General features: G+C 68.0%; 12 protein-coding genes. 8 read left to right on the top strand and 4 right to left on the bottom strand.

Translation table 11 applies throughout. The features are described from left to right. Window positions 1-243 precede the first annotated feature (243 nt). The 5 genes from secA (at window position 244) to frr (ending at window position 6,746) form a co-directional block, all read left to right on the top strand. The gene (gene secA / locus D7Y15_RS36675; RefSeq protein ID WP_120581206.1) at window positions 244-3,066 is read left to right on the top strand and encodes a preprotein translocase subunit SecA; all 2,823 of its coding nucleotides are present in this window, start codon (window positions 244-246) and stop codon (window positions 3,064-3,066) included. A 337-nt stretch (window positions 3,067-3,403) separates the two neighbouring features. Next, window positions 3,404-4,366, top strand: a complete 963-nt coding sequence (rpsB, locus tag D7Y15_RS36670) for a 30S ribosomal protein S2 (RefSeq protein WP_120581205.1) — start codon at window positions 3,404-3,406, stop codon at window positions 4,364-4,366. A 179-nt stretch (window positions 4,367-4,545) separates the two neighbouring features. Beyond that, window positions 4,546-5,199 carry a translation elongation factor Ts gene (gene tsf, locus D7Y15_RS36665; RefSeq protein WP_120581204.1) on the top strand — a complete coding sequence of 218 codons (654 nt, stop codon included), beginning with the start codon at window positions 4,546-4,548 and terminating at the stop codon, window positions 5,197-5,199. A 199-nt stretch (window positions 5,200-5,398) separates the two neighbouring features. Continuing rightward, a complete protein-coding gene (gene pyrH, locus D7Y15_RS36660) occupies window positions 5,399-6,142 on the top strand; it encodes a UMP kinase (RefSeq protein ID WP_120581203.1) in 744 nt (247 codons plus the stop codon). Between the two features lie 52 nt (window positions 6,143-6,194). Then, entirely contained in the window at window positions 6,195-6,746 is a 552-nt protein-coding gene (gene frr / locus D7Y15_RS36655) for a ribosome recycling factor (protein ID WP_120581202.1), read from the top strand. 86 nt (window positions 6,747-6,832) lie between these two features. On the opposite strand, the gene cyaY is transcribed toward frr, so the two are convergent. Then, a complete protein-coding gene (gene cyaY / locus D7Y15_RS36650; protein WP_120598242.1) occupies window positions 6,833-7,165 on the bottom strand; it encodes an iron donor protein CyaY in 333 nt (110 codons plus the stop codon). Between the two features lie 19 nt (window positions 7,166-7,184). Then, window positions 7,185-7,727, bottom strand: coding sequence for a histidine phosphatase family protein (locus D7Y15_RS36645; protein WP_120559234.1), 543 nt, complete (start codon window positions 7,725-7,727; stop codon window positions 7,185-7,187). A 185-nt stretch (window positions 7,728-7,912) separates the two neighbouring features. On the opposite strand from D7Y15_RS36645, the gene D7Y15_RS36640 reads away from it, so the two are divergent. Beyond that, a complete protein-coding gene (locus D7Y15_RS36640) occupies window positions 7,913-8,602 on the top strand; it encodes a hypothetical protein (protein WP_121755474.1) in 690 nt (229 codons plus the stop codon). Here D7Y15_RS36640 and D7Y15_RS36635 read toward each other — a convergent pair whose 3' ends face one another. After that, a complete protein-coding gene (locus D7Y15_RS36635) occupies window positions 8,603-12,382 on the bottom strand; it encodes an FAD-dependent oxidoreductase (RefSeq protein ID WP_121755473.1) in 3,780 nt (1,259 codons plus the stop codon). Between the two features lie 128 nt (window positions 12,383-12,510). Here D7Y15_RS36635 and D7Y15_RS36630 point away from each other — a divergent pair, with 128 nt between their 5' ends. Both D7Y15_RS36630 and D7Y15_RS36625 read left to right on the top strand, forming a co-directional pair. Beyond that, window positions 12,511-13,446 carry a class I SAM-dependent methyltransferase gene (locus D7Y15_RS36630; protein WP_233597490.1) on the top strand — a complete coding sequence of 312 codons (936 nt, stop codon included), beginning with the start codon at window positions 12,511-12,513 and terminating at the stop codon, window positions 13,444-13,446. 16 nt (window positions 13,447-13,462) lie between these two features. After that, window positions 13,463-15,355: a hypothetical protein gene (locus D7Y15_RS36625; RefSeq protein WP_121755472.1), complete on the top strand. Its 1,893-nt coding sequence runs from the start codon at window positions 13,463-13,465 to the stop codon at window positions 15,353-15,355. Window positions 15,356-15,365: 10 nt separating this feature from the next. Here the strand turns inward: D7Y15_RS36625 and D7Y15_RS36620 are convergent, their stop codons facing one another. Continuing rightward, on the bottom strand, window positions 15,366-16,172 hold the full coding sequence (locus D7Y15_RS36620; protein WP_120581177.1) for a hypothetical protein: 807 nt from the start codon (window positions 16,170-16,172) through the stop codon (window positions 15,366-15,368). Window positions 16,173-16,328 lie beyond the last annotated feature (156 nt).

The raw sequence follows: 16,328 nt of genomic DNA, 5'->3' as shown, positions 1-16,328 counted from the left end.
GTCGGCGGGGGCCCGGGGAGGAGCGGCCGGAAGAACTCTTCGCGGCGCGGGGACGGTGAATCTGCTTAGGGGACATTGCGTGGACTCAGTTCCGCTTTACTCTGGGCCACCGCGCGCCGGGCGGCCAGCCGAGAGGAAGTTTCGGGGGGCGCGCGTGGTTTTGGTCTGGTTCTCCCTTACATCTCCTGGGAATTCCCTTCACTCGCCGCGCTCCTTCGAGGATCCTCCGGCGAGAGAGCCAACATGATTGAATGGACGCTAAAGAAGCTCATCGGGACCAAGAATGAGCGCGAGCTCAAGAAAGCCCGCCTGAAGGTCGCCCGCATCAACGAACTGGAAGGCCGCATGAAGGCCCTCCAGAACGAGGACTTCGCGCGCGAAACCGCCCGGATGAAGCAGGAGATCGCGAACGGCAAGCCGCTCGACGACCTGCTCTTCGAGGCCTTCGCCCTCACCCGTGAGGCGGCGAGCCGGGTCATCGGCCAGCGCCACTACGACGTGCAGCTCATTGGTGGCATGTTCCTGCACGAGGGCTGCATCGCGGAGATGCGCACCGGTGAAGGCAAGACGCTCACCGCGACGCTGCCCTCCTACCTCAACGCCCTGTCCGGCCGTGGCGTGCACGTCGTCACCGTGAACGACTACCTGGCCCGCCGCGACGCGGAGTGGATGGGCCGCGTCTACAAGTTCCTGGGCATGTCGACGGGCTGCGTGCTCCACGAGCTGTCCGACAAGCAGCGCCAGGACGCGTACCGCTCGGACATCACGTACGGCCAGAACAACGAGTTCGGCTTCGACTACCTGCGCGACAACATGAAGTTCCGTCTGCAGGACTACGTCCAGCGCGAGCTGAACTACGCCATCGTCGACGAGGTGGACTCCATCCTCATCGACGAGGCCCGCACGCCGCTCATCATCTCCGGTCCCACCGAGGACAGCACCGACAAGTACTACCGGGTGGACCAGGTCATCCCGGGCCTCGTGCCGGACCAGGACTACACCCTGGACGAGAAGCACCGCTCGGTGGCCCTCACCGACGACGGCATCGACAAGCTCCAGAAGCGCCTCAGCGTCGGCAACCTCTACGACCCGGGCGAAATCGAGACCCTCCACCACGTCGAGCAGGCCCTGCGCGCGCACACGCTCTACAAGCGCGACAAGGACTACGTGGTGAAGGACGGCGAGGTGCAGATCGTCGACGAGTTCACCGGCCGCCTCATGCCGGGCCGCCGCTGGTCCGACGGCCTCCACCAGGCCATCGAGGCCAAGGAGGGCGTGAAGATCGAGAACGAGAACCAGACGCTCGCCACGGTCTCGTTCCAGAACTACTTCCGCATGTACTCCAAGCTGTCCGGCATGACGGGCACCGCGGACACGGAAGCCGAAGAGTTCGCGAAGATCTACAACCTGGACGTGCGCGTCATCCCGACGAACCGCAACGCGCAGCGCCGCGACGAACAGGACGTGGTCTACAAGACGGAGCGCGAGAAGTTCGAGGCCGTCGCCGCCCAGATTGAAGAGCTGAACAAGGCCGGCCAGCCGGTGCTCGTGGGCACGGTGTCCATCGCCAAGAGCGAGGTGGTGTCCAACTTCCTCAAGAAGCGCGGCGTGGCCCACAACGTCCTCAACGCCAAGGCGCACCAGCGCGAGGCGGACATCGTCGCGCAGGCGGGCCGCAAGGGCGCGGTCACCATCTCCACCAACATGGCCGGCCGCGGCACGGACATCCTCCTGGGCGGCAACGCGGAGGTCATGACCAAGAGCGAGATGGGCGCGCCGCCGGAGCCGCCGGAGTCCGTGGACGGGCAGCCCCCGGACCTCACCGCCTACCAGGCGGCGCTGGCGGACTACGAGAAGCGTTTCGAGGAGACGAAGGCGAACAACGAGCAGCTCACCAAGCGCGAGCGTGAAGAGGTCATGGCCGCCGGCGGCCTCTTCATCATCGGCACGGAGCGCCACGAGTCCCGCCGCGTGGACAACCAGCTGCGCGGCCGCGCCGGCCGCCAGGGTGACCCGGGCGCCAGCCGCTTCTTCCTGTCCCTGGAAGACGACCTGATGCGCATCTTCGGGTCGGAGCGCATCCAGATGCTGATGGAGCGCCTGGGCATGGAGGAGGGCGAGGTCATCGAGCACATCTGGCTCTCTCGCGCCATCGAGGGCGCGCAGAAGCGGGTCGAAGGCCACAACTTCGACATCCGCAAGAACCTGCTCGAGTACGACGACGTGATGAACCAGCAGCGGCGCACCATCTACAAGCTGCGCCGTCAGGTGCTCGCGTCGGGCGCGGGCGTTCCGCTCGTGGAGTACGAGGAGGACGTGAAGACGCGCGTGAAGACGCGCTCCGAGCGCGTCATCTCCTGGGCGGACTTCCGGGAGATGGTGCTGGACGCCGTGGAGGACGTCGTCGTGTCCATGACGGACACCTACGCCCCCACGCGCAGCTCCGACACCTGGGACATCGCCTCGCTGGCCAACTCCGTGAAGGAGTCGCTCAACCTGGAGATGAGCTTCGAGGGCGTCGGCAACCGCGACGAGCTCCAGGAGCAGATCTACGCGGCGGCGGAGAAGGTCTTCACCGCCCGCGAGCAGGAGTTCGGCGAAGACTTCATGCGCTTCCTGCAGTACCGGTACCTGGCCACCATCGACCAGCTGTGGAAGGACCACCTGCTGGCCATGGACCACCTGCGCCAGGGCATCGGCCTGCGCGGCTACGGCCAGAAGGACCCGAAGCAGGAGTACAAGAAGGAAGGCTACACGGGCTTCATGCAGATGCTGGACGCCATCAAGACGCAGTTCGTCAGCCAGATGATGCGTGTCCAGGCCCGCTCCGCCTCCAGCGCCGCGGAGGAGACCGCCCGCATCCAGCGCCAGCTGGCCCAGCAGCAGAAGAAGGCCGTGGAGGGCCGCGCGGACGCCGAGGGGAAGATCGAGGAGGCCACCGCCACCCCGGTCGCCCAGCGCGAAGCCGCCGCCGGCCCCAAGCCCGTGGGCCGCAACGAGCCCTGCCCCTGCGGCAGCGGCCGTAAGTACAAGAAGTGCCACGGCGCCAACGAAGCGAACCCGTAGGCCGCTGAACACCTGATGGAAGCGCTCTTCCGGCGCGGTCGCCCTCCCTGGAAAGGGGAGCGGGGCCGCGCCGGTCGCCTTCCTGGAGGGGAGGGGAGCGGGCTCGGGGAGGTAGGAGCCGGACGGAGGGTGTGCCGAAGCTTGCGCCCCTCTTGAGCGTTCTGCTAAGGACGCCGCGCCCTGTTATGTAGGGGCCGGGCTTCACCGCCCGAGGCAGTCAGCAGCACCCACTACTCACACGCGTGTCACCGGTCCCCGGTGCCCCTCCACGGTGGAAGGGCCAGGACTGGCAGCGGTCTCAACGCGCGTGGCGGAACAACCGGAAGGTACTCGCACCATGGATCAGCAGGATACGCAGACGCAGGCCCAGGCGATGGCCGCTGCCAGCGGCATCACGATGCGCCAGCTCCTCGAGGCCGGCGTTCACTTCGGCCACCAGACCAAGCGCTGGAACCCGAAGATGAAGCCCTACATCTTCGGTGCCCGTAACGGCATCTACATCATCGACCTGCAGAAGACCGTGACCATGGCCCGCGCGGCCTTCCGCTTCGTGGCGGACATCACGGCGCGCGGCGGGTCGGTGCTCTTCGTCGGCACCAAGAAGCAGGCGCAGGACGTCATCCAGGAGGAGGCCGCCCGCGGCGGTCAGTTCCACGTCACCAGCCGCTGGCTGGGTGGCACGCTGACGAACTTCAAGACCATCAAGCAGGGCATCGACCGCCTGAAGACGCTGGAGAAGATGGCCGAGGACGGCACCTTCGAGCGCCTGCCCAAGAAGGAAGTCGCCCAGCTCGACCGTGAGCGCGAGAAGCTGGAGAAGAACCTGGGCGGCGTGAAGGACATGGCGAAGCTGCCCCGCTGCGTCTTCGTCATCGACCCGAAGAAGGAGCACATCGCCATCCACGAGGCCACCCGCCTGGGCATCCCGGTGATTGGTCTGGTGGACACCAACTGCGATCCGGACGGCATCGACTTCGTCATCCCGGGCAACGACGACGCCATCCGCTCCATCAAGCTCTTCACGTCCAAGATCGCCGACGCGTGCCTCGAGGGTGCGGCTCGCTACCGTGCGTCCGGCGCCGCCGAGCGCGACGAGCAGGAGGAGCGCGAGGGCCGTGACGACCGCCGTGACGACCGCCGTGGCCCGCGCCGTGGCGACCGCCGCGACCGTGACGACCGCCGTGGCGGCGGTGACCGTGGCGGTGAGCGCCGCGGCCCCGTCGTGGAGATGAAGGCCACCGCGGCCACCACGGAGCAGGCGCCCGAGGCTGGCGGCGAGAGCACGCCGGCGGCGGAGTAACCGCCCGGCCTCATCGCTTTCCCAACGCGGTCTCCGGAGTTCGGCCGGGCGGCACCTCTCAAGGCCCGCTGTCCGGCCGTCTCCATTTTCTACGTCCTTGGCGTCAGTACCCAGAACCCCAGTCCTCCGCCCCCAGCGCACGCCGCCAGGCTCGGAGCCGATGAAGAAAGAGATACGACATGGCTGAGATCACCGCCCAGATGGTGAAGGACCTCCGCGAGCGCACCAACGCCGGCATGATGGACTGCAAGAAGGCGCTGGCCGAGTCCGGTGGCGACTTCGAGAAGGCCGCGGAGTGGCTGCGCAAGAAGGGCATCTCCAAGGCCGAGGGCAAGGCCGGCCGCGTCGCCGCCGAAGGCATCGTGACCTCCTACATCCACGGCGGCCGCATCGGCGTCATCGTGGAGGTCAACTGCGAGACGGACTTCGTCGCTCGCAACCCGGACTTCCAGGACCTGGCGAAGGAAGTGGCCATGCAGATCGCCGCGGCCGGCCCCAAGTTCGTCCGCCGCGAGGAGGTCCCCACCGACGCGATGGACAAGGAGAAGGAGATCCAGCGCGAGCTGCTCAAGCAGCAGGGCAAGCCCGAGGCGATGCTGGAGAAGATCCTCGTGGGCAAGATGGAGAAGTACTACGAGGGCGTCTGCCTGGTGGACCAGCTCTGGGTGAAGGACGACAAGAAGAAGGTCGGCGAGATGATCAACGAGCGCGCCGCCAAGATTGGCGAGAAGGTCTCCGTGCGCCGCTTCGTCCGCTACGAGGTGGGTGAGGGCATCGAGAAGAAGAAGGATGACCTGGCCGCCGAGGTCGCCAAGACGCTGGGCCAGGCCTAAGCGCCTTTCGCCGCACCGCAGCTCCCTGGGGCCGCGTGCCTGGGGCTCTTCCTCACAGGGGAAGGGCGCCGGGAACGCGGCCCTTGGTATTCCAGGCCCCGTTTTCTTCATGTCCGTCCGCCCGGCACTGGACGGTGCGGCGCGCGTCACGACTTCCGTCGTTGCCTGGGCGCGGGGCGGGGGATAGAAGCGGTCGCGTATGTCCGAATCCACCTCTCCCTACAAGCGCATCCTCCTCAAACTGTCGGGCGAAGCCCTGATGGGCGAGGGGAAGTACGGCATCCACCCGCCCACCCTCACGCGCATCGCGGAGGAAGTCGCGGAACTCTCCAGAACGGGCCTGGAAATCGCCCTCGTGATTGGCGGCGGCAACATCTTCCGCGGCGTCGCTGGCGCCACGGAGGGCATGGACCGCGCGAGCGCGGACTACATGGGCATGCTCGCCACCTGCATCAACTCCATGGCGCTGCAGGACTCGCTGGAGAAGCAGGGGCTGAAGACGCGCGTGCAGTCCGCCATCAAGATGGAGCAGATCGCCGAGCCCTACATCCGCCGGCGCGCCGTGCGGCACCTGGAGAAGGGCCGCGTGGTCATCTTCGCCGCGGGCACGGGCAACCCCTACTTCACCACCGACACGGCCGCGTCGCTGCGCGCGATGGAAATCAACGCGCAGGTCATCCTCAAGGCCACCAAGGTGGACGGCGTCTACAACGCGGACCCGAAGAAGGACCCGACCGCGAAGCGCTACCGGTCGCTCACGTACATGGACGTCCTCAAGCAGAACCTCAACGTGATGGACTCCACGGCCATCTCGCTGTGCATGGACAACAAGCTGCCCATCATCGTGTTCGACCTGGGCACGCGCGGGAACATCCAGCGCGCCGTCACGGGCCACGGCGAGTTCGGCACCATCGTCGGCGCGGCCGAGACCGTCTGGGCCTAGGGACGCCACGGACGGGACTGACAACACCCCCACTTCTCACAGGAGACGCACAATGGCTGACACGGCGGATCTGAAGGGCCGTATCGACAAGTCGGTGGAAGACCTCAAGCGGGAACTGGCCAAGGCGCGCACCGGCCGGGCGAACACCAACATCCTGGACGGCATCAAGGTGAACCAGTACGGGACGCCCACGCCGCTCAACGGCGTTGCCAGCATCAGCGCGCCGGAGCCCCGCCTCATCGTCATCAAGCCCTGGGACAAGGGCGTGCTGAAGGACATCGAGAAGGCCCTCCGTGAGGCGAACCTCGACGTCAACCCGATGAACGACGGCGAGATGATCCGCCTGCCCTTTCCTCCGCTCACCGAGGAGACCCGCAAGAAGATCGCGAAGCAGGTGAAGGAGAAGGGCGAGGAGCACAAGGTCGCCATCCGGAACATCCGCCGCGACGCGAACGAGGCCCTCAAGACTCAGCTGAAGGACAAGAAGATCACCGAGGACGACCTCAAGCGCCGCACGGAAGAGGTCCAGAAGGCGACCGACGCCGGCATCAAGGCGGTGGACGACCTGGTCGCCAAGAAGGAGAAGGAAGTGATGACGGTTTGAGTCGTCACGCCTGGAAGCCCGTGGCCAGTCGCCACGGGCCTCCTTCCGGGCTTCAGCAGGAACCCAGCCGGGCCTTCAGGACGGCCTCAGGCTGGATAGACGAGCGCTTCGCCGGTGAGGTGCCGCACCACGTCCGAGACGAAGGCGAACAGCTCCAGCCCCTTGCCCTTGTCGTCCTTCCAGGCGCGCGAGGCATCGTCGTGGCTGAAGTGGATGCCCTGGCCCTGGCCGGCCACCCAGATCTGCCAGACGGCGCGCTGGGTGTTGATGATGCACTTCTCGCCGGACGCGGCCGTGAGCGTCACCTTGTCACCGGTGGCTTCGGCTTCCAGCACGTCCGGGTCGAAGGTGTCCGCGGCCGCCAGGATGCGCTTGAACGCGGCGGCCACGAGGGAATGGTAGCGGGCTTCGTCCATCATGGCCGCGCGCTCCCGGACGTCACTGGATGACGTCGAGGACCTGCTGGCCGGGGGCGGAGTAGAACAGGAACTTCAGGTGCTGCGCCGGGGGGTTCTCCCCCTTCTCGCCGGGCACCTGGTCTTCCGTGCTGGTGGGCGTGTCCGGCCACTCCATGGCGATGACCGTGCCCGGGTTCACCGGCTTGGGGAAGGACTGCATCCCCAGCAGGTGCGCCGCGAGCGCGCCCATGGAGGGCTGGTGGCCCACCAGGACGAGGTTCTCGTCGGAGTACTCCTTGAGCACGGGCTCCACCGCTCCCACCGGCATGTCCGGCAGCAGGCAGCGATGCACGCGCAGGAGGCCTTCATGCTTCACGGAGTTGGAGAGGATCTGCGCCGTCTGCACCGTACGCACCAGCGGGCTGGTGAGGATGAGGCTGATGGGCCCCATGCGCTCAGACAGCGACGCGAAATGCGCGGCGACATTCGTACGGGCCTTCGCGGTCAGCGCGCGCGCCTCGTCGCCGAGCCCCTCGGGGATCTCTGCGTCCGCATCGCCGTGCCTTACCAGGAAAATCCTCAAAGTCCCTCCACCGGTCGCGACAAGACCGCGGTTCGTACATGACCGTGGCCCGGTTGGTCAAAGGTAATGAGTCGAATGTTCAGTGCCCGGAACAGCCTGCGCATTGCGGGCGTTCGGGAACCGCCGTTCGCGGGGGGCCAACCCGAGCATACACTGGCCACCCACTGGCGTTCACGGGAGGTGGCATGCGCAAGTTGTTGGGGTGTCTGGCCGTCGTCCTGGCCCTGTCCGCCTGTCGCAAGGACGCGGCGGAGGGGGGGCCGGAGGGCGCGGGTGACGCCAGGGGCACGGTCGCCCGCCTGGAGGGTGGGGAGGCCAGGGAGGCTGGAGATGACGCGCCGTCCGGCCCCTACGCCCTGACGAAGGAGAAGCTGGAGGCGTACGTCGGCTACCAGCGCAAGATGCTGGAGGTGTACGGGTCGCTGATGCGCAGCCTCCAGGACATGGGGCCGCTCCTGGACGCGGGCACCCCCCAGGCGATGGAGAAGGCCAGGAGCGGCCTGAAGCTCATCGAGCGCAAGGCGCAGGCGGAGGTCGACGCGCGCCAGGCGGCGGGGCTGTCCACGGACGAGGTCAACCGCATCGCGGAGGTCGTCACCGCCGTCATCAGCCAGCGGCAGATGGGGCGCACGCTCCAGTACGAGGAGGAGCTCAAGAAGCTGGAGGCGCTCCAGGCCCGCATGCCGGAGGAGCAGCAGAAGGAGCTGGCACCGCAGGTGGAGTCCATGCGGCTCCAGGTGGAGACCTTCCAGAAGCTCCCGGAGGCGCGCCGGGAGTTCGGCGACGCCAACGTGGACGTGGTGCTGGCCCGCGAGGCCGACCTGACGAAGAACTACCAGGACATGCTCAAGGCCTTCGCGGGCATACGGCGGTAGCTACACCCGCTTGAGCTGGGGCGCCTTCTTCAGGAGCTGCGCGAGGAAGGCGTCACCCTGCTTCTCCAGCACCGTGTTGCCGCGCAGGCGCTGGTTCAGGTTGACGAAGTCCACGTGGTCCAGCCGCTGGTCCTGGTTGTAGCAGGAGAAGACCCACGTCTCCTTGCCGGTGACGGGGTCCACGTGCCGCTGGAGGCACTGGGCGCAGATCTCCTTCATCATGCACTGCATGGGGGAGTTGATGGACCCGAGGGCCTCGTGCCCCGGCTTGAGGAACGGCTGGAGCACGCCGTGCCGCGCCTCCGCCACCGCGCGCATCATCCGGTCCGAGCCGATGGCGATGATGCGGTCCACCTCGCTCAAGGAGATGACGGGCTTCACGCCCAGCTTCCCTTCGGCGTAGGCCACCATGGCCTGCACCACGTTGCCCCGGAAGGCCGCGTCCTGTGCGCGGCGTACGTCCAGCAGGTCGCCGGAGTCCACGGACCAGATGACCTGGTCGGTGCCGGCTTCAATCTCATCCTGCTTGAACGAGTCCGCCTTCAGCCGGTAGCCCGCGAAGTACACCACGCGGCAGCCCGCCGCCTTGAGCGAGCGCGCGATGGAGAAGAGCACCGCGTTGCCCAGGCCGCCGCCCACCAGCACCACCGTCTCGTTGTGGCCAATCTCCGTGGGCGCGCCCGTGGGGCCCATCAGCACGACGGGCTCGCCGGGCTTGAGCGCCGCGCACAGGCGGGAGGAGGAGCCCATCTCCAGCACGATGGTGCCCATCAGGCCCTTCTCCTTGTCCACCCACGCGCCCGTGAGGGCCAGGCCCTCCATGGTGAGGCGCACGCCGTCCACGAGCGGCGCGTTCCGCTCGAAGTTCTGGAGCCGGTAGAACTGGCCGGGGGAGAAGTGGCTGGCGGCGAAGGGCGCCCTCACCACCACCTCCACGATGGTCGGCGTGAGCCGGTTCACGCCGACGACGGTGGCGAGGAAGGCTTCGTCCAGCGTCGCGAAGTGGGTGGCGCGCTTCGACTCGCGCGCGTCCTGCGCGGCCGTGTCGTTGAAGTCCAGGCCCGCGACCTCCTTCGCGAACAGGCGCGCCACCTGCGGGTGGCCATCCTTCGCGCTGGCCATGGCCTTCACCACGTTGCCCGCGTAGGTCGGGTGGTTGTCGCCGTAGAAGGACACGAAGCGGCCGTCGCGTTGGTAGGACGTGAAGAAGCCCACCTTCGCCTCGGGATCCTCCTGGGCCTCCACCGGCTGGAGCTTGAAGCCGCTGCCGTCCTCCACCAGCTCGTGGCCCTGGAAGTACTCCTTCGCCTCGTCGAGCTGGAAGGTGCCCGGGTACTCCTTCTCGTAGGTGACGTTGGGGGACGTGCCCGCGGCCACGCAGACCGTCTTCGCGGGCAGCTCGAAGAACTGGCCGCTTCCCTTGAGCTTGCCGTCCACCGTCACCATGCGCTCGAAGCGGATGGCGCGCACCGCGCCCGAGTCGTCCTGCAGCGCCTCCGTGGGACTCATCCGTTCGATGAAGCGGATGCCTTCCTCCAGCGCCTTGGAGACCTCTTCGTGGTTGAGGCGGTAGGCAGGGGACTCCGTGAGGCCCCGGCGGTACACCAGGCTCACGCCGCCCCACGCGCGCACCAGGTGGATGAAGTCCGGCGCGCGGCCTTCCGCCTGGGCCTTGTGTCGCTCGGCTCGGACGGCGCGGCCGTGCTCCAGGAAGGTCTGGTAGGTGGCGCGCTCCTCGGCGTCCAGGCGCGCGAGGACGGTGGCGTCACCCAGGTCCGCCACCAGCTTCTCGTGGCGCTCCAGCGTCTTCTCCACCTGCACCGGGTAGTACGCCATCAGCTCCGTGGCGGTGTCGATGCCGGTGAGGCCTCCGCCGATGACGATGGCGGGCAGCTGTACCTGGAGGTTCGCCAGCGAGTCGCGCTTGAAGGCACCCGTGAGCTGCAGCGCCATCAGGAAGTCGGACGCCTTGCGGATGCCCCGGATGAGGTTGTTCTTCATCCCGATGATGGTGGGGCGGCCCGCGCCCGCGGCGATGGCCACGTGGTCGAAGCCCAGCTCCCATGCGTCCTCCACCGTCAGCGTGCCTCCGAAGCGGATGCCGCCGTAGATGCGCATGCCCTCTCGGCGCGCGAGCGTCAGATGGATGAGCGTGAGGAAGTTCTTGTCCCAACGCACGGTGATTCCGTACTCGGAGACGCCGCCGAAGCCCTCTAGCACGCGCTCGTCCAGTTCGCGCGTCAGCTTGCTCCAGTCGTGGATGGGCTGGAGCGCGTGGCCGTTGCGCCCCACCAGCTCGTCGGGAAACGGTTCAATCTTGAGGCCGTCCACGCCGGTGACGGCGAACCCTTCGTTGAGCAGGTAGTGCGACAGCGTGTAGCCGGCGGGGCCCAGGCCCACCACCATCACGTTGCGGCCCACGTAGGGCAGCGCGTACGGACGGCGGATGTTGAGCGGGTTCCAGCGCGTGAGCAGGCCGTGGATTTCGAAGCCCCATGGCAGGGCCAGCACGTCCGTGAGCGTGGCCGTCTCCGCCAGCGGGATGTTCACCGGCTCCTGCTTCTGGAAGATGCAGGCCTTCATGCAGTCGTTGCAGATGCGGTGGCCGGTGCCCGCGCACATGGGGTTGTCCAGCGTCACCATGGCCAGCGCGGCCACGGAGTCACCCTCGCGCTTGAGCGCGTGTGCTTCGGAGATGCGCTCGTCCAGCGGACAGCCGGTGAGCGGGATGCCCAGCGGGTTCTTCTTGAACGAGTGCCCCTCCGCCACCGGGTCCTTCGCGGGGAAGCCCTTGCTGCACGAGTCCTTCTGTCGCTCGTGGCAGATGACGCAATAGTCCACCTCGTTCATCACGTCGCGCGGGGTGCCCCGGCGGTCGGTGAGCTTGAAGCCGTCGCGGTGGCGCAGGTGGTGCTCCAGGCCCTCCGTCTTCTCCTCCATCTGGGCGTCCGGGCGCTGCAACTGCACCAGCTGGTCGAACACCAGTGGCTTCGGCAGCCGCAGCGTGGGCCAGGTGTGGAAGAGGGCCTTGGTCTCCGGGTGCAGCGCGCGGGCGTACGTCCACCGGTCCGCCAGCGACAGCAGCGCGCGCACGGCCTGGAGCTCCGCCGCGTCGTCGCCCTTCATCACCAGGCTGGAGCCGAACGCGTCCTCGCCCTCGGGCGTGGCGGTGAGCCTGGCGCGCAGGGCGGCCCACCGCTCGCGCAGGGCGGGGGCGCGCTCCTGGTGCGCGGGAGGCAGGTTGCCGGAGTAGAGCCGCTCCAGGTCGAGCAGCGTGAGGATGGACTCCGCGAGGCCTCGTTCCAGGTCGCCGTGCGCGAGCGCGTCCGGGAAGCCAAGCTGCATGAGCAGGCGCATGCGCGCGTCCAGCGACGGGAACTCCGCGAGCGTCGGACGGTCCTGCGCGCCCTTCTTGAAGACGCGGCGCGTGATGAACTCGCGCTTGAAGTCGAAGAGGGGCAGCTCTCCGCGCAAGTGGCTGGCCAGTCGCTCGGTCTCCGGTGTGATGCCGAAGAGCGTGGCGACGAAGCGCGAGACGTGGCGGGCCACCTGGATGAGCAGCTCGGACTCCGCCGGACCGGAGAGGCTGGCGCCTCCGGACTTGCGGTAGGCGTCGAAGGTCTGGAACAGGTCGGGCGCGTCGCCCTGGAGTCGCGCGTCGAAGCGCTCCGCCAGCCGGCGCAGGCCACTGGGGCGGTACAGGTCTTCGAAAGTGAATCCCGGGAGGCCCAACTGGAGCGCCGGGGCAGGGGCGGAGGCGAGGTCGTTCAAGGCGCGCATGTCACGGGACTTCGGGGAGGCAGGCAGCTTAGGGCCTGGAGGCTGGCGGGTGCGATGGACGTCATGGGCCGGATTTGCTCCGCCCGACGTGTTGAGGCGGTGGGCCCCAGCGGCTACGGTGCGCCGCCATGATGGACAACGCCGCACGTCGTGCCTCCGAACCGCACCTGGCCCCCGTGCCGGATGCCTGTTACCTGTGCAAGGGAGGGCGCCTGCGGCTGCGTCACCGGGCGCGCGGCGGCACCCAGGCCCAGGGCGCGGCGGCCTACAACTGCACGTCCTTTGGCCACCGGAGCCACCCGCCCATCTGGGGCTGCGAGGACTGCGGGATGATGTTCCAGTGGCCCCTCGTGTCCCCGGACACGCTGCTCCAAGCGTACCAGGACGTGGAGGACCCGCTCTACGTCGCGGAGAAGGACAACCGCTACCACACCTTCCGCCGCGTGCTGCGCGAGCTGGGGCCTGCCCAGAACCGCACGCTGCTGGATGTGGGCGCCTACTGCGGCTACTTCCTGGATGTGGCGCGCGAGTCGGGCTTCCGCCCGGAGGGGCTGGAGCTGTCGCGCTGGGCGGCCGGCAACGCTCGGAGCCTGGGCTTCACGGTGCACGGACTCCCCCTGCGGGAGCTGGCGGCGAAGGGCCTTCAGTACGACGTGGTGACGCTGTGGGACGTGGTGGAGCACTTCGCGGATCCGCGCGAGGAGCTGAAGGCGGCGCTCAAGCTGGTGCGCCCCGGCGGCCGCATCTACCTGTCCACCATCGACGCGGGCAGTCTGCTGGCGCGCCTCATGGGCGGGCAGTGGCCGTGGCTGATGGACATGCACCTCTTCTATTTCGGCCGCCGCACCCTGGCGATGATGCTGGAGGAAGTGGGCTTCCGCGTCACGGACGTCCGGACGTACACGCACATCATCTCCGCGGACTACCTGCTGCGGAAGGTGGGCGCGAGCTTCACGCCCTCGGCGCCGGTGCTGGAGTTGGTGCGGCGGGGTGTGCCGTCCAGCTGGTCCATCCCGTTCAACCTGGGCGACAACATGCTGATGGCCGCCGAGCGGCCCCTCTAAGCCTTCCCTCGCGCCTATGTCCCCCTTGATGCGGCGGGTGCTGCACCCGCTGGTGTTGCTCACGTTCTTCGCGCTGTCGGCGTTCCACACCTGGCCGCTCGTGTCCCAGATGAAGGGATACGTGATGGGCGGACGCGAAGACGTCTACATGAACATGTGGCACCTGTGGTGGATGCGGCAGGCCCTCTGGGTGCAGCCGCAGAACCCCTTCTTCGTGCCCTTCCTCCACTGGCCCCTGGGCGCCGAGCTGTACTGGCACACGTTGGCCCCCGCCAAGACGCTGTGGGGCGTGGTGCTGCTGCCGTTCATGTCCGTGGAGACGGCGTACAACGTGGTGCTGTTCGGCTCGTTCGTGCTGACGGGCTACACGTCGTGGCTGCTCCTGCGCTACCTGCTGGAGCGCGCGGGCCATGGGCCCTGGCTCGCGGCGGCGGCGGCGCTGGCGGGCGCGTGCGTGTTCAACTTCTCGCGCTACCACCTGACCCACGCGACGGCGCACCTGAACCTCACCGCGCTGGAGGGACTGCCGCTCTACCTGCTCTGCTTCTTCCGCTGGCTGGACGAGGGCAAGCGCAAGTGGCTGGTGGGGCTGGCGCTGTGCGCGTTGTACGTGTTGCTGTGTGACTACTACTACCTCGTCTACATCGCGCTCTTCTCACTCCTGTGGGTGGTGGCGGAGCGGTGGAAGCGGGGGCCGCTGCTGTCCCTGGACACGTGGAAGGATCCGCTCGTGCGACGGGCGGCGGTGGCGGGAATCGCGGCGGGGCTCGCGTGCGTGCCGCCCATGGTGCCGCTGCTCCTGCATGCGTTCCCCGCACCGCTGCAGATCCATCACGGCGACTCCGACTACTTCACGGACCTGTACGCGTTCTTCATTCCGGACACGCGCTCGGCCTGGATGGCGGATCTGCCCGCGAAGGCGCGTGAGTTCTCCCTGAACGTCATGCGCATGAAGATGTCGACCAACCTGGAGGAGACCGGCACGTTCCTGGGCTGGTTGACGCCGCTGTTGGCCGTCTTCGCGCTGTGGCGGGGCGTGCCGGAGGGACGCCGTTGGTTGGGGCTGGGGTTGGGCTTCGCGGTGCTGTCCATGGGCACGGTGCTCAACATCGGCCTGGAGGACCGGGTGTCGCCGGTGGTGCTGCTCTTCGCCGTGGCGCTCGCGGTGGCGCTGGTGCCCGCGTGGCGGGAGCGGGTGTGGCGGCGGGACGTGCTGCTGCTGCTGGCGCTGGCCGTCTACCTGGCGCTGTCGGAGCCGCTGACGGCGTTCAACGTGCCGCTCAAGGTCCAGATTCCGATGCCGTATGTGGTGTTCAAGCACGTGGTGCCGCTGTTCTCGCGCGGGGGCATGCCGGTGCGCTTCATCCTGCTCACGCTCCTGTCGCTGTCGGTGCTGGTGGCGTTCGCCGCGGCGCACGCGGGCGCGTGGGCGTCCCGGCGGGATGCGCGGCTGGGCGTGGCGGTGGCGCTCGCGGTGGCGCTGATTCCGAACGTGGAGTACCGGGGCCTCCAGATGGTGGTGCCCTCCATTCCCCGGTTGCCGCCGGTGTTCGATGAGATTCGCGACGCGCCCATGCCCGCGGCGGTGCTGACGGACAACGTGCAGGGGCAGTGGGAGCAGATGTTCCACGGCAAGCCGGTGTCGTACGCCCGTCTGTCCCGGCTGCCGGTGCGGGAGTCGGCGCTGGTGAACTCGCGGCTCATCCGCGCGGCGGAAGGGATGCGCAACGCGTTCGGCACCGTCACGCCGGAGGAGCGCGACGAGATGCGGCGCTACCTGAAAGAGCACCACTTCAAGTGGTACGTGACGCACTTCTTCCACCCCGTCCGCCACCAGTTCATCACGGACGAACTGGGCGGCGAGATGGTGCACCAGGACGGCTACGTCACCGTGTACCGCTTCCCTTGAGCGGACGCGCTCATTCGCATTCGGCGTGCTCGATGTTCGTGCGCTCCATGGCGCTCGCGGACACGGCGAGGTCGGTCGCGGTCACGGTGACGCTCTCGTCCGCGGACACCATGGAGCCACACTCAGCGAAGCCGCTGGCGCCGCACTGGCGGGTGAGGACCACCTTGCCCTTGTTCTTCGACGTTTCGAGTCGCGTGTTCGTGCAGCGGTAGGCGATGGGCCCTGATGAGTCGTTTCCGCTGACGTCCATGTCTCCCTCGGTGTCCGCCGTGTCGAGGACCTCGCCGTCTTTGCTAAAGAGGACGAAGTGGAACCGGGTCCGGGAGACGGTGTTGCCGTTTCCCTCTTCGTCGGGGGACTCTGTTTCCTCCTGGGTGAACACGCGCAACGTCGCGTCCGGGGGAACCTTGAGGACTTCGTCCCGGGCCAGCAGCGGGGACTCCGGCGCCTTGGGGCAGGCGAGCTTCTTCGTGGGGAGCTTCACCTCGCGGGAGTACGTCCCCGGGGCGAGCAGCTTGAGGTGTTCGAGGACGGGACCCGCGTCGTCGGACGGGCAGGTGCCCAGGAGCCAGACCCAGAAGCCGGGTTTGAGGCCCGGGACGGTCTTGCTCTGGACGAGCCTGGGGTGGCCCTCCGGAAGGGTGAGGCCGGTCTTCTCGAACAGCTTCTCGAATTTGCCCCAGGAGTACACCTGGCCTTCGGCTTCGGCCTTGTCCTTGGAGCCCTTCCAGATGAGCGCGACGGGCTTGTCCGCGGCTTCGGCTTGGAGCGCTCCGGTGAAGGCCATCAGGCCCAGGACGAGAATGCTTGAACGCATGGCGGTTCCCCCTCGCGGTGCAAGAGCGCACCGCCCGCGATGCTAATGCTTCTTCGGTCCACCGCGCTTCGGGCGTGAGCCGCGCGGGGCAGGGGAGGCGGGGGGAGTCGTGCCTTCCGGCCGGGGCGCCTGCTCGCGTGGGGGCTTCGTGGCCCG

The organism is Corallococcus sp. AB030 (assembly GCF_003668965.1).
GTDB lineage: Bacteria > Myxococcota > Myxococcia > Myxococcales > Myxococcaceae > Corallococcus > Corallococcus exiguus.
The sequence above is the reverse complement of the archived record's forward strand: the minus strand, read 5'-3'. Positions and strand labels throughout refer to the sequence as shown.

Excerpts from the sequence above, each read along its gene's own strand:
- secA (WP_120581206.1), top strand. The coding sequence starts at position 244 with ATGATTGAATGGACGCTAAAGAAGCTCATCGGGACCAAGAATGAGCGC.
- rpsB (WP_120581205.1), top strand. The coding sequence starts at position 3,404 with ATGGATCAGCAGGATACGCAGACGCAGGCCCAGGCGATGGCCGCTGCC.
- tsf (WP_120581204.1), top strand. The coding sequence starts at position 4,546 with ATGGCTGAGATCACCGCCCAGATGGTGAAGGACCTCCGCGAGCGCACC.
- pyrH (WP_120581203.1), top strand. The coding sequence starts at position 5,399 with ATGTCCGAATCCACCTCTCCCTACAAGCGCATCCTCCTCAAACTGTCG.
- frr (WP_120581202.1), top strand. The coding sequence starts at position 6,195 with ATGGCTGACACGGCGGATCTGAAGGGCCGTATCGACAAGTCGGTGGAA.
- cyaY (WP_120598242.1), bottom strand. The coding sequence starts at position 7,165 with ATGATGGACGAAGCCCGCTACCATTCCCTCGTGGCCGCCGCGTTCAAG.
- D7Y15_RS36640 (WP_121755474.1), top strand. The coding sequence starts at position 7,913 with ATGCGCAAGTTGTTGGGGTGTCTGGCCGTCGTCCTGGCCCTGTCCGCC.
- D7Y15_RS36635 (WP_121755473.1), bottom strand. The coding sequence starts at position 12,382 with ATGCGCGCCTTGAACGACCTCGCCTCCGCCCCTGCCCCGGCGCTCCAG.
- D7Y15_RS36630 (WP_233597490.1), top strand. The coding sequence starts at position 12,511 with ATGATGGACAACGCCGCACGTCGTGCCTCCGAACCGCACCTGGCCCCC.
- D7Y15_RS36625 (WP_121755472.1), top strand. The coding sequence starts at position 13,463 with ATGTCCCCCTTGATGCGGCGGGTGCTGCACCCGCTGGTGTTGCTCACG.
- D7Y15_RS36620 (WP_120581177.1), bottom strand. The coding sequence starts at position 16,172 with ATGCGTTCAAGCATTCTCGTCCTGGGCCTGATGGCCTTCACCGGAGCG.